This is a genomic window from Gilliamella sp. (assembly GCF_024104075.1).
Lineage (GTDB): Bacteria > Pseudomonadota > Gammaproteobacteria > Enterobacterales > Orbaceae > Gilliamella > Gilliamella bombi.
The window spans coordinates 1-13913 of sequence record NZ_JAGGHR010000045.1 but is presented as its reverse complement, the minus strand read 5'-3'; the positions used below and the strand labels follow the sequence as shown (position 1 = coordinate 13913).

Below are 13913 nucleotides of genomic sequence, written 5' to 3'. Positions count from 1 at the left end.
GCAGTTTGATTCATTTCTGACTCTCCTTTTTGTGTTATAAAATAACTCAAACGTCAGATTAAGTAAAGACTATTACATATTAATTTATTCATTGTTTTCATTTTTGGTCTCCTTTTATTGGGGTTAGGGATTATTTTTTATTTTGTAATGTGAACTTAAAGCATTAATTAATTCTTCTTCTAGTGATATGCCTGCTTTTTTAGCCTTATTTTCCATAAAAGCTCTTAAGTTTGGCTCTAAATATAACCAGTGCCAATGTTCTCCTTTTTTATTTTGAAGTGATATTAACTCACTTTCATCACCGTAGGCTAGCCAATTAAAGGGAACTTCTAATGTTTCTGCTAGCTTGGCAATAATGTTTGCTCTTGGTTTATTTCGGCCTGCTTCGTATCTTGAAATTTGAGCTGCTGCGATACCAGATATTTTTGATAATTCTTCTTGAGAATAACCTTGTTCGGCTCTTCTTTGTATTAATCGCTTTGCAAAAGTGTCATTATTTGTCATAAATAGTATTGAAATGTATTGACATGGTTAATTATTAGAATTAGTATACTATACATTCCATGACACTTTAAGTCATTTTATTATTAATTATGAAAACAAGAAAAAGTATATCTTTAATTAGAGATCATGTTGGACTAGATAAAAAATTAAAATCTAAATTATCTATATCTAAAAATGGTTGTCATGAGTGGAATGGAGCTAAAAATTATGATGGCTATGGAATGATTTGGTTTGAAGGATATTCTTGGGCTACTCATAGAGTTGCTTATGAATTAGCTTATGGTGCTATACCTCAAAATAGCAAAAATTTTTGGGTATTGCACACGTGTGATAATCCATCGTGCTGTAATCCTGAACATTTATATGTTGGTTCTCCGTCTGACAACGCAAAAGATTGTGCTGAAAGATGTAGAAAAAGTGTAGGTTGGCGTTTGTGGGCTAGTCAAGATCCTAATTTTGACCCAAAGAGAAAAGTAGGGACTGTTTATTATGAATACAGAAACGAAATAAAAACTTTACATGAATGGGCTGAACTTTTTGGTATCAATGCGAGAACTTTAGATCAGCGATTTGCAGCAGGATGGAGAGAGGAAGATATTCCTACACCAGCTAATAAATATAAAAGACATTTATCAACAGACTGTACTACTCACTATAGAAGGTTTTCAGGTATAGCAGAAGTAAATCAATATTTAGCAAATAAGGAGAAAAAATTGAAAGAAAATAAAGTACCAGTATCAGCTAGAATTCCCGATTGGATGAAATCTATTCTTGAGAATTCAGCTATTAAAAATGATAGAAATTTTAGTTTAGAACTAATTAACAGAGTAAAGCTGTCATTAACAGAGGAGGAAAAGAAAATTGCAGGCATCTAAAAAACTAAAGGCTTTAACTGCGCCAACAGCCAAAGCCCAAATCAAGTTAACCACAAACGCTAAATAAGGGAAAACTCATGAATAATAGTAATATAAACAACTCTAATTGTCCAGTAATAGCTGGAATCTCTATCACAACCGATAAAGAGGGTCGATATAACCTTAATGCGCTACATAAAGCTAGTGGAGGGGAAAAGAAAAACAATCCTAGCTACTGGCTATCATTGCAAGGCACTCAAGAGCTTATATTGGAACTTGAACAACAATTGAGCGATGCCGAGATCTCGGTATCGGTTGTTCAATCCATAAAAGGGGGATTGAATCAAGGTACTTTCGCCCACGAACTTTTGGCTATTTCTTACGCAGGTTGGATTAGTCCAAAATTCCAATTAATGGTAAATCAAGTATTTTTAGACTATAAAAAAGGTGAATTGAAAAACATTCAAAGACCTTTTAAATCTTATTTACCTGAATATCGACAAGCAAAAGCAATAGAATTGTCAGTCAGAGCATTAGATAAGATGTTTAGCAATCTGCCGCATTTGAGCGAACAGTCTAAGCAAGCTATCTATGCCGATACAATTAACCCGATTGCTGGTAAAAATGTCATTCCACTTCCCAAGCTTGAAAACAAAACATTTTCAGCTAGTGAGGTTGGTAATTTACTCGGCGTATCCTCAAACAAAATTGGTCGTATAGCTAATAAGCTCAACTTAAAAACAGAAGACTACGGAATTTTCGTACTCGATAAGTCACGTTCTTCTGATAAACAAGTTGAATCATTTAGATATAACGAAAAAGCAATAGATGTAATCAAAAATCATCTTATTAATAAAGAAATCGCTTAACCAATTAACAACAAATTATAAGCCCTCTAAAAAGGGGGCAATTACGAGGATATAGCATGTCAAATCAATTAATGTTTCACAGCACAGTCGTGCAACCAGTTAAACGTAATAATCAAATTTGGATCACGTCCACCGAGCTATCTAAGCTTTTACAATATGCAGATTCTAAATCAGTAACAAAGATTTATAGCCGAAACAAGGATGAGTTCACCGATAAAATGACAATGGTGGTCAAATTGACTACCAATGGAATAAACAACAGTCTACGCAAGAAATCAGTACGAATTTTCTCACTTCGAGGAGCGCATCTAATCGCAATGTTTGCTAGTACAAATGTAGCAAAAGAAGTGCGTAAATGGTTGTTAGATTTAGCTGATAAAGAGGCAGGTCATTCACAAACAAGAAAAGATATGATTGAGGTAAGCAGAACCAACCTAATTTGTTTAGTTCATCACATGCTTTGGTTGAATGATTTCTATATAGATAATCGTTTATATGATGTTTTTAAAATGCTGGGGTCTAATTTCGGTGTAAGACTTCACGATCATTTTGGCGACGGTGCTTTTGTTGCTTCAATGTTTAAACAACAGCTAGAAAAGAAACAATTACGGCAAGTATAAGTTAACGACTGTAAGAACGAAGGCAGGATTCTGCCTTTGATTAAAAAATAATCGCAATCAAATATACGAATAAACCACCTTCGGGTGGTTTTTATTAATTAATTAAGTTTTTTAAGTCTAAACAAATTCAATTAATAGTTAAAAAAAATTATCAAAATTTATAAAAAAGATGTACTGTATATATGAACAGTATGCTGTTTTAATGATCATATAATGATTATTTATTGTTTATATTATAATTAACAAATTTAATTTAATTATTAAGGATAAACAATATGACAGATACTATTAAAAAAATATGTACTAATTGTAATGGTGATTTAGATGTAAATGGTGTTTGTAGTGATTGCGGGCATGATTCATCAATAGAGCAACCAGAAGTTACATATTTACCTCAATTTGCTATTACGGCAGATCTTAAGCGAGAAAATACTAATTTTCGTTTTATGCTTGGTAAATTGTGGAAATTAACAGATAACGATATTATGGAATTCATTGCTAAAGTAGATGAAAAATTCAAAAGACATAAAAAAAACCATAGTTATATCTATAAAAACATAACAAATACCAGTGTTGCTGTTAATTTATCTAAATATTCAAAAAGAAAAGTAGAATTTGAAGAACTTGTTTCAATCATAATGGAAAAACTTCGTTCCGAGGCTAGTGCTGATAGGCGAAGTATAAAGGGAGGTTCAATAATATTTATTCATTATAATATTGAAAGTGAAGAGGATTCTCTAGGTAGATTGTTTATTTTGATGGTTGATAATAATAATGGATTTAATTTTGATGGTGATTTAATCCCAAGGATGTTTCCAACTATTAATATGGATTCGTTGAGACAGGCAGCAATGATTGATTTAACTTTATTTGATGCTACTTACCCTGAAAATAAAGGAGAACCGTACTTACAATTTATCACAGGTAAATCAACTAGTAACTTCTTTAAGAGAGCTTTGGGGTGTAACGAAGAGCTTGATAGTGCTCTAAGTGTAAACGAGGTTTCACGTGCTGTTAAAGATTTTTTGTCATATATGAATGTTAAAAAGAAAGATAAAGATAAGGTTCAAGATGCAATAACAAAATTATTTGACAAGACATTAAAAAGAAAGGCTGATAAGAAATTATCGATAGAAAATATTCAAAACATTATAGAAAGCACATTGGATGATGAAAAAATTAAAGGAAAATTTAGTGATTTTGTTTCATCTAAGGAGTATAAAATTAATGAATTTTTTGAGCCTACTTCATATTCTAAGAAAATTTTTGAAACGATTACGTTAGCAGATGCAGAAAAAGATTATTGTTGTCAAATTTCTTACAGTGCTTTAGGCATAAATAATAAAGAAAACAAAAAAATCACTTATAGCCAATCTGATGGAACTATAACAATTAAGTTAAATGAAAATGATATTAAGAACATTAATGACTACTTAGGTCTAAGTAAAAATGAATAAAGATACATTCACTAAAAATAAAATAAAGGAACTAGAGTCTCTTATTGAGCAATTGTCATCTTGTAAAATTGAGATCGATGACGGATATACTGAGATTTCTTTGGGACAAGATGTCAATGGCGAAAATTTAAAAGAACTTTTAAGGGAGTTTGGGGTTGAAACTGATGATTTAGATTATTCCTCATATCATAATGAGGTTAGCTTTCCAATAAAAAAAGGCGATTTAGCAGAAAATACTGTGATTTTTCCTACGTTAGATAGTTTTTGGGTAAAAGCATCTTCACTCGATGATGAATTATCTTTTTACATTATTCTTGACGGAGGAGAGCGAGTTAATAATGAAATGATATCTTTTTTAAAGCCTGAACCAATTATTAAAAAAATCAACTTATTTTTAAAATGGAGCAGGCTAATAAATAAAATAGCAAGACATTCTTTATCAGATAAATGCATTTACTATGTTCCAGATCAAAATAATGGAAAGGAAGTTGAAATTATTATTCCATCTAACAATTTATCCAAAATAGATGAAATAGTAAAAATAGATGGAATTAATTACGAATATGTAGATGAACTTTTAAATATTATTGAAGTAGATGATGTCATGACATCGGAAAGACAATCTATATTGAGAGTTGCTATTTCAGATTTTGTTGACAATAAATGCGTATTGACAGAAATAATAGAAAAAGATGAGCGAATTTATAACCGTTATAAAGATTTGGTTGATTTATATACTAAAAAATTTTCTATAGATAAAGTGTTATCTGAAATAGAAAGTAAATATATTGAGTACACTTCAAAAATAAATGACATTGTTTCTTCAACTCAAAATAAGGCTTTTGCAATACCAGGTGCTCTTATTGCAGTTTCAGCATTAATTAAAGCTGATAATTTACCAGCAGGATTGTTAGTTATTATTGGGTTGTTTATGATTTTTTTAATTACTTTTGTTTCAAACAAATTATATAAAGACTCATTTGATGAATTAAATGCAAGCGTAAAAATTTCATTTACGCGTTTTAAAATTTTAGAGGAGAGAACACAAATTTGCTCAGCAGCTACCGACGCTGGGGACAAATTAGATAAAAAAATATGCAAAGCTAAAAGTCGATTGGCATTAGTAAATGTCATGAGTTTTGTAATGTTATTGGTGGGAGGTGTTGTAATATATTTTAATAATAAAAATGAACTTAACATAATTTTAGATACTATTGTAAAGTATGTCTTGCAAAGCTTGATAAACCTAAAACTGAATTTATTGCAAGGAGCATTTATCCCCCTGTAAGTGATGATTTTGAAGATTTAACAGAATAATACTAATTCATTGAAAACCTAAAGCTCGCAATTGCGGGCTTTTTTTATGTCTGGAGAAAACTATGGAAACATTTCACTGGAGACCTCAAAACAGCTCTACAATCTCGGCTTCACCAAAAGTTAAGGTAATTAAGTTCGGTGATGGCTATGAGCAACGCATTCGGGACGGTATTAACAACAACTTGCGCTCATACAATGTAACATTTGTCGGGTTATTAGAAGATGTCGGCTTGATTGATGATTTTCTTAGCCGACACAATGCGGTTAAAGCTTTTTTATGGAGAGAGCCTAACACTCACAAAACGATCAAAGTTGTTTGCCGTTCTTGGACATCAACGCCTAACGGCGCAGCTAAAACGATTTCCGCTACATTTGAAGAGGTAGTCGCATGATCCCCAAAAAAATGCTACTCGACATTACAAAAATAGCACAAGATGCGATTCTTGATTTGTATGAAGTCGATTTAACGAAGATTGTCGGTAATAAAACGATATTTCGCTTTCATAATGGATTAAATGAGCTTCGGCGACCAATTACATGGCAAGGCAATATCTATGAGCCATACCCTATTAAAGTAGAGGGTTTTCAAAAAAACGGGCAGGGCACTAGTAACCGCCCGACAATGAGCGTTAGCAATGCGATGGGCTTTATTACTGGTCTGATTGCTGATTTTGATGGTTTACTTGGCGCAGTTGTCACCCGTCACGAAGTGCCTGTTAAATACTTAGACGCTGTTAACTTTGAAAATGGTAATCAATATGCTGACCCGTTTTGCGAAATCATCTCTAATTATGTCATTGAACAAGTTAAACAACAAAATTCAATGGTTGTTACGTTTGAATTAGCGTTGCCGTGTGAATCAGACGGGGCACTAATTCCTGCTCGTGTGATTATTGCGAATACGTGCAGTTGGATATATCGCTCATCAGAATGTGGTTACACAGGTGGACCTGTAGCTGATGAATTTGATAAACCGACAAACGATATTACTAAAGATAAATGTAGCCGTTGTCTAAATGGCTGTAAGCTTCGTCATGGCCAATACGGTATTCTTCCTTTTGGTGGTTTTCCAACTGCCGCAAAACTCTCTTAATTAATTATGAAAACACAAATAATTAATCATGCAATTTCTTGCGGTGAGGCTGAGTGCTGCGGATTTGTTATTGATAATAAATCCTATCTGCCATGCAACAACCTTTCACCAACACCAACCGAAACATTCGAAATTTCGTCAGATGACTGGATTAGAGCCGAACAACAGGGCGAAATAACTGCAATTGTTCACTCTCACCCAAACGGCTTACCGATACTCAGCCAAGCCGACCAGTTTTATCAGCAACAAACGGGAGTAGATTGGTGGCTAGTTTGCAACAAGCAAATCCACAAATTCAGATACATTAAGCCGTTACTCGGTCGTGAATTCAAGCACGGTGAAACTGACTGCTTAACGCTAGTACGAGATGCGTACATGTTAACAGGTATCGATTTACCTGATTATGAGCGTCAAGATGATTGGTGGCATAACGGGCAAAATCTCTACTTAGATTTATTACCGAAAAATGAGTTTGAACAAGTTGAGGATGTCCAAGAGGGCGACATTGTTTTAGTCTGCCTCGGCTCAACAACACCTAATCATGCAGCTATCTATATCGGCAATCAATTCATCCTACATCACTGCCCAAACCGCTTATCGAAAAGAGATTTATATGACGGGTTTTGGCTTAAGTACACACATTCAATCTGGGGACACAAACAATGGCAATCGTTAAACTTTACGGCAATCTTAAACAATATGGCGATAAGTTCAATATGAGCGTAGAAACAGCAGCGGAAGCGATGAATGGTTTGTATTGCCAGATAAAAGGCTTGAAAAAGCAGATTATGGATGGCTATTTCCGCGTACGAATTAACGGCGTAGATATGAATGCGGACAATTTACGGTTTGGTCTACACAGTCGAATACCTCAGGATGCTGTTATTCATATTGTACCCAAAACAGAGGGCGCAAAAGGTGGAGCATTCAGCTTTATCGCTGGTGCAGTGATGTTCGTTGTAGGGGCTATTTTTTACTGGACACCTGCAGGTTATCCATTAATGGCAGCAGGATTGGGCTTAATGATTGGCGGTGTGGCTATGATGTTAACCAAGCTACCCAAAACCGACAAATCAGCAGACGGCGGTACTAATAAAAACACCTATTTTTCTAACTTAGACAACACGATATCTCAGGGCGCACCAGTACCACTTTGCTACGGATTAACAAAAATCGGCTCTAAAGTGCTTTCACAAGGGCTTGAAACATTAGACGACGCAACGAATACAGATAAAAAACCAACAACACCAATCCCGTGGGCGGAAATCATAAAGGGGAAGAAAAATGGGTAAAGGTTCAGGAAAAGCAAAAACGCCAAAGGAAGCGCAGGATAACCTCAAGTCACACCAACAGCTTAGTATTATTGATTTGTTATGCGAAGGACAGATAGAGGGTCCAGCAAACGGTCTACAAAGCGTATTTTTAAACGACACGCCAATCCAAGCCCCCGACGGTTCATACAATTTTAACGGCGTTAAGGTTGAATGGACGGCAGGCATTCAGGCGCAATCACCGCTTGAGGGCTTTCCTGCAACCGAAAATGAAGTGCCTGTTAATTTGGAAGTAAAAGCAACAACGCCGATTGTACGTACTATTACCGACCCAAACATTGACAGAGTGCGGATTACGGTTGGGGTGCAGTCGTTAAGCTCAACGGACAATAAAGGCAACATCAACAGAACATCTGTCAGCATGGAAATTCAAATCGGTGTGGGCAGTATATGGAAAACGGTAAAAACGGTAGATTTAATCGATAAAAAAACACGCTCACAGTATTTAACTTCGGTTATTTTAGATGATTTACCACCCAAGCCGTTTAATATTCGTGTAGTTCGCAGAACGCCAGATAGCACATCATCATTGCTAGTTAATAATACGCTATGGAGTTCATACACTGAAATCTACGATACTAAATTTTCATACCCGAATACCGCAGTGGTTGGACTAAAATTCGATTCATCGCAGTTTAGTGGTGTGCCTCGTCGTAACTATCTCATTAAAGGGATGATAGTTAAAGTGCCTGATAACTACAACCCAAACACACGGGAGTATAAAGGCTTTTGGTCGGGTAATTTCAAGCTTGCTTGGACCAATAACCCCGCATGGATATTTTACGACATACTAACTAACACACGTTACGGTATGGGTAATCGAATCGGACAATTTGGTGTTGATAAATTTGCGTTATACACGATTGCTCAATACTGTGACCAACTAGTTGACGATGGTTTCGGCGGCAAAGAACCAAGATTTACATGCAACTGTTACATTACCGAGCAACGCCAAGCGTATGATGTGATTCACGACCTGTGCTCAATCTTTCGAGCTATGCCGATTTGGGACGGTACGCAGTACACTGCGGTGATGGATAGACCAAGCGACCCTGTGGCAATTTATGCAAATGCAAACGTGGTAGAAGGGCAGTTCAACTACACATCAGCAGCACAAAAATCGCGACATACTGCTGTGCATGTACGTTATATTGACCCAAATAACAATTGGGAGCCAACAACTGAGTACGTTGCAGATGACGAGTTAATCAAACGATTTGGGCTGAATGTAGCGCAAATCGATGCGTTCGGTTGCACATCACGAGGACAGGCGCATAGAGTTGGTAAATGGCTAATTCAAACCGAAAAATTAGAGACACAAACCGTCACATTTAGCGTGGGTCGTGAAGGTATCCGTCATTTACCAGGTGATATCATTGGTATTGCGGATAACGATTTTGCGGGTACAACTATTGGTGGTCGAATTTTAGAAGCAAACGGCAGTACGATTACGTTAGACCGTGACATTGACATTAATAACATGAAAAGTGCGTATTTAAGTGTGACTGACACAAATATGCAACTACAAAAAATCAAAATTCAAGCTCAGGTTAAACCTAATCAAATTGTTTTGGTGAATAGTGTTAGTGTTGATGAGTATTCCGTTTGGGGTCTATATGACAATAAAATCAAACCAAGGCTATTTAAGGCTATAACAATCGCTGAAAATAGTGACGGTACTTATTCAATCACCGCGCTACAACATGAACCACAAAAAGAGGCGATTGTTGATAACGGGGCTAAATTCGAAGCGGAAAGCGGTACTATTTTTGGTTGGTCAATTCCACCCGTTGAACAACTGCAAGCCGAGATTATCCCCGAATCTGATTTATATCAGGCTAGATTATCATGGTCCACACCTCGCACAATCCAAAACTTGAAATTTGAGGTAAAAATCTATCGTGATGATAAATTGATTAGCAGAGAAACGGTTAATGATACTGAGTATTATCTATCGGACCTACAACAAGGTAAATTCAATGCGACCGTGCGAGGAGTAGCAGAAGACGGACGATTGGGCGATGAAACCACGATTGCGTTTTCTATTCTGCCACCGTCTAAACCATCAGGCTTGGTACTCACGCCAAGTAGTTTTAATGTAGCTATACGCCCTGTTATGACGTCTGTATCCAGTCTAGGCACACAATTTGAATTCTACAAAGGCACGACCAAAGCCGAAGTTGAAGCGAAGCGTAATTATCTTGGTCGAGCGATGACGTTAACTGATGTTGATTGCCAGCCAGATACTGAATACTGGTACGGCGTGAATGCGGTTAACGTAGTTGGTCGCTCAGAGATGTTCATTGCTAACACTCGGACATTAATTGCAGAAAATGGCGCAGGAGGGTTATTTAGAATTCAAACTCACGACGGTAAATTCCCGACTAACAATGATGATGCTACTCAAATGTTTTATCGTGAATTTGGGTTTTATCCTGCTCGCGATACCACATTAATTATCTACTCATTAGACGGTGCAGGTAAAGTAGCACATTCAGAAGCAAGAATGTATAACGGTGCTTATTGGGTTGAACCTGCTATGTTTTTGGACGGTGATTTAATCGCTACTGGCACAATGCGAGGTGATAGATTAATTGCTGGCACTGAAATCAAAGCACCGTTAATTATGGGTGGCAGGATGGTTGCCGGTAATGTTATCAGCGCAGGTAATCCCCCAGCTTTTGAATTACTAGAAGACGGTACGCTAAACGCTAGACGAGCTAACATCTCAGGCAATATTTATGCGAATTCTGGGCAATTAAACAATGTTGTGATTAATGAGAACTGTCAGATTCAAGGAAAATTGACAGCAATGCAAATTGTCGGTGACATTGTAAAAATGCACACGTGTAAAAAAAATGGCTCTGTCACTATAGCGCCTGAGCCGTTCGAACGAGAATTAGTTATACTGCCGGTAACATTGGTTGCAATCAGACACGGAGGCGGTGGTGGTGGTGATGGGATAAAACCAGATTATTGGGATTTTGGCAGGCTGGATATTACTATTAGAAATATTTCGCACCCATTCCCCGCGGGGTACAGATTAGAAACGACGGTTCTTAACCCTGTTGTCAGCGAGATGTTTTTAAGATCAATACCCGCCAACGAAACTCTTGTTGTTAGCACGCAAACGCCAGATAAATATAAAGTATCTGGCATACCGAATTCCATCACAATAATGACATTGAAAAAATAACAACCGCTCATGTAGCGGTTTTTTATTATCTGGAGAAAATTATGGCAAAAATATCAGGCATTCTAACTGACGGTGCAGGAAATGTTATCAACAACTGTACTATCGAGTTATATGCAAAAAAAACAACAAGCAAAGTACTAACACAAACGCAAGCATTTCAAGTGGCAAGCAACGGTAGTTACATGATGAACGTTTTGCCATGTGACTATGAAGTAAAACTAATTATAAACGGATTTCCACCAAAAAAACTCGGTACTATTCAGGTATTTTCAGATTCAAAAGACGGTACATTAAATGATTTTTTACTGAATCCCGCTGAAAGTGAAATTACGCCAGAAGTGTTGCAACAAGTTGTTAACGCTCGCAATGCAGCAAAAAAATCAGCAGATGATGCAAAAAAATGGGCATCAACAATTGATACCTCTAAGCTATTGAAAACAGGCGATTACGGTCTCGGTTCAAATGTTGGTGTGCGTGTTTCAGATTTAAATGAAAAATTACCAACTGCGTTTTATTACACAACAACAGATGACATAGCTGATTTGCCGTTTAATGGAGGCAGATCATCTGCGTCGTTGTTGCCGCTACCGACTAGTTCAGCAACTTGGGGTATTGAAATGCTCTCAGTTGTAAACAGTAAAACCCCTAAAATTTTCTATCGATGTTCTACATCAAGAGGCAAAGAAAACTGGTATGAAGCAATTACAACAGCAAACTCAACTGTAGACAGTAATGGTTTTCTGAAAAAAGCATCTCCAATATTAAGACTATTTGCAAATGATAACATTGAAGAAGTTGGCGGTTTTAAAAAATCAGGTTGTGCTTTAGTTAACGATTTGGCTGACGGCGTGACAGCTACACGTATTGATGTCGGGCATTATGAAATTCACGGCAGCTCAGGCTTTGCAAAAGAGGGCTGGTACATCACTTTACCCGAAGATGCAAACGGCAATAAAAAATTCTTTGCTGAATACTCAGTTGATGAAAACAATATCATCACAGTTAAAACGTATACTAAAAAATTTGACTTTGAAAGCTGTCAAATTGTTGCAGGAAAACCGATTGACATAACCGATGGTAGATGGATTGATGTTCGATTAGAAATGCCCGTTGTTGATGTGATTGAAAATGAAAAGCCGATACCGAGCACTTTAAACCCAATTGTTATTCGTGAGGTATCAGATGATATTTGATGAATTTGACGAAATTCATTGCGCTTTTTTAAAAGGTGGTGAAAAAATCCGCCTTTTAAAACCGCTAATTGCACGTCCAATTATCAATGGTGAGCAAGTTGAAATTGTTGTTAAAAAAGGATTTGTTAGCGACGGCGATTCAACAAAGTATGCTAAATTCATGTTTCCGAAATTCAATAAAGCGTTAAAAGCGGCAATATTGCACGATTACATGTACGGGAAAGCACTATTTACTCGAAAAATTGCAGATGATATTTATCTGCAAGCTAACACTGAACTGAATGTTAGTTTTTGGCGAAGATATGTAAAATATTTCGCTGTTAGATTGTTCGGCTCTGGTAACTATCGATAACAAAACACACTATCAATCTTCAACTTACAATACTCAACAGCGTCATGTAACATTACAAAATCGGCGATATCGTATAGTGTTTTTGCTGTTTGATATAGCACATAATTGTGCTCGTCGTCGCTGTTGATAATGTAGCACTCGCCCGATAGCTCTATTTCGAAGTCTTCGGGTGTCATGCGTATGTAAATCGGTAGTGTGTAGTTTATTGTTATCATGATAAGCAAAGTGTATTTATTTGGAGTATTTTATATTGATTGTTTTTTGATGTGAAATTTTGAAGTGAGATTTCGGATGGAGGATCTAAAAAATGTTTGTGCCATATTTGTGCCGTAGATAATGTAAAATAAACTAAAAAATAGTGAATAAATGAACAGAAATTAGTTTGGCTAACCTCTTATCTGATTTATAATAAATTAAAATTACGCTATAAAATAATACGTGTCACTCATAATCGATTGGTCACTGGTTCAAGTCCAGTAGGGGCCACCATCGCAAGAATCAAGTAAGTTTAAAAACGTTCAAAAAACCTTTATCTAACAAGCTTTCCAGTTAATTTGCTGTTCAACTAAGTTCATCCTGATTTAGCAAAATTCAAACTTTTATGTTATATATTATGTTATACGTTTGAATATAACATCGAGTTGTATAACATGGTAAAAATAGTTAAGCCTCTTACTGATACACAAATTAAAAACGCCAAGCCAAAAGAAAATGATTACACTTTATCTGATGGAGACGGATTATATTTGCTGATTAAAAAGACTGGTTCTAAAATATGGCGCTTTAATTATATTCGTCCATCAACTAAAAAAAGGGCATTAATTAGTTTTGGCCATTATCCTCAAGTTAGTTTAATTGATGCTAGAAATCTTCGTAATGAATCCAGAGATTTAATTAGGCAAAATAAAGACCCATTAGAAAAAGAGTTAATCAATACTCAAAAGATAAGAACACTTAAAAGTGTGGCCGATGATTGGCTTATATTGGAGAAGTCACAAGGTTATAAGGATGAGACAATCAAAAAAAGTTGGCAGTCACTAGAAAATCATGTTGGTATGTCCACACTTTTTAGTACCAAAAAGATAAGGTCATCGATTTCTTTTGTATTCAATCGGCGACTGGTAATT

14 protein-coding genes are annotated in these 13913 nt (G+C 36.0%); 13 read left to right on the top strand and 1 reads right to left on the bottom strand.

The genetic code is table 11. The features are described 5' to 3' along the window. Positions 1–123: 123 nt before the first annotated feature. Positions 124–504, bottom strand: coding sequence for a helix-turn-helix transcriptional regulator (locus J6569_RS10295; protein WP_296318388.1), 381 nt, complete (start codon positions 502–504; stop codon positions 124–126). Between the two features lie 89 nt (positions 505–593). On the opposite strand from J6569_RS10295, the gene J6569_RS10290 reads away from it, so the two are divergent. From J6569_RS10290 to J6569_RS10230, 13 genes are all read left to right on the top strand, one after another. After that, positions 594–1379, top strand: coding sequence for an HNH endonuclease signature motif containing protein (locus tag J6569_RS10290; protein WP_296318387.1), 786 nt, complete (start codon positions 594–596; stop codon positions 1377–1379). A 77-nt stretch (positions 1380–1456) separates the two neighbouring features. Next, the gene (locus J6569_RS10285; protein WP_296318386.1) at positions 1457–2227 is read left to right on the top strand and encodes a KilA-N domain-containing protein; all 771 of its coding nucleotides are present in this window, start codon (positions 1457–1459) and stop codon (positions 2225–2227) included. A 56-nt stretch (positions 2228–2283) separates the two neighbouring features. Then, positions 2284–2847 carry a BRO family protein gene (locus tag J6569_RS10280; protein WP_075539707.1) on the top strand — a complete coding sequence of 188 codons (564 nt, stop codon included), beginning with the start codon at positions 2284–2286 and terminating at the stop codon, positions 2845–2847. A 275-nt stretch (positions 2848–3122) separates the two neighbouring features. Beyond that, positions 3123–4304, top strand: coding sequence for a nucleoid-associated protein (locus J6569_RS10275; protein WP_085165736.1), 1182 nt, complete (start codon positions 3123–3125; stop codon positions 4302–4304). Beyond that, the gene (locus J6569_RS10270; RefSeq protein WP_296318385.1) at positions 4297–5592 is read left to right on the top strand and encodes a hypothetical protein; all 1296 of its coding nucleotides are present in this window, start codon (positions 4297–4299) and stop codon (positions 5590–5592) included. The genes J6569_RS10275 and J6569_RS10270 overlap by 8 nt, the downstream gene beginning before the upstream one ends. A 91-nt stretch (positions 5593–5683) precedes the next feature. Beyond that, the gene (locus J6569_RS10265) at positions 5684–6013 is read left to right on the top strand and encodes a phage tail protein (RefSeq protein WP_296318384.1); all 330 of its coding nucleotides are present in this window, start codon (positions 5684–5686) and stop codon (positions 6011–6013) included. Then, positions 6010–6714: a phage minor tail protein L gene (locus tag J6569_RS10260; RefSeq protein ID WP_296318383.1), complete on the top strand. Its 705-nt coding sequence runs from the start codon at positions 6010–6012 to the stop codon at positions 6712–6714. The genes J6569_RS10265 and J6569_RS10260 overlap by 4 nt, the downstream gene beginning before the upstream one ends. A gap of 6 nt (positions 6715–6720) precedes the next feature. After that, positions 6721–7434: a C40 family peptidase gene (locus J6569_RS10255; protein ID WP_366941271.1), complete on the top strand. Its 714-nt coding sequence runs from the start codon at positions 6721–6723 to the stop codon at positions 7432–7434. After that, positions 7377–8006, top strand: coding sequence for a tail assembly protein (locus tag J6569_RS10250; protein ID WP_366941270.1), 630 nt, complete (start codon positions 7377–7379; stop codon positions 8004–8006). The genes J6569_RS10255 and J6569_RS10250 overlap by 58 nt, the downstream gene beginning before the upstream one ends. Next, positions 7999–11241, top strand: a complete 3243-nt coding sequence (locus J6569_RS10245; RefSeq protein ID WP_296318382.1) for a host specificity protein J — start codon at positions 7999–8001, stop codon at positions 11239–11241. The genes J6569_RS10250 and J6569_RS10245 overlap by 8 nt, the downstream gene beginning before the upstream one ends. A gap of 41 nt (positions 11242–11282) precedes the next feature. Next, positions 11283–12434 carry a prophage tail fiber N-terminal domain-containing protein gene (locus J6569_RS10240; RefSeq protein ID WP_296318381.1) on the top strand — a complete coding sequence of 384 codons (1152 nt, stop codon included), beginning with the start codon at positions 11283–11285 and terminating at the stop codon, positions 12432–12434. Beyond that, positions 12424–12786 carry a DUF1353 domain-containing protein gene (locus tag J6569_RS10235; protein ID WP_296318380.1) on the top strand — a complete coding sequence of 121 codons (363 nt, stop codon included), beginning with the start codon at positions 12424–12426 and terminating at the stop codon, positions 12784–12786. The genes J6569_RS10240 and J6569_RS10235 overlap by 11 nt, the downstream gene beginning before the upstream one ends. 650 nt (positions 12787–13436) lie before the next feature. Continuing rightward, positions 13437–13913, top strand: a 477-nt coding sequence (locus tag J6569_RS10230; protein ID WP_296318379.1) for an integrase arm-type DNA-binding domain-containing protein, incomplete at its 3' end; no start/stop codon positions are given.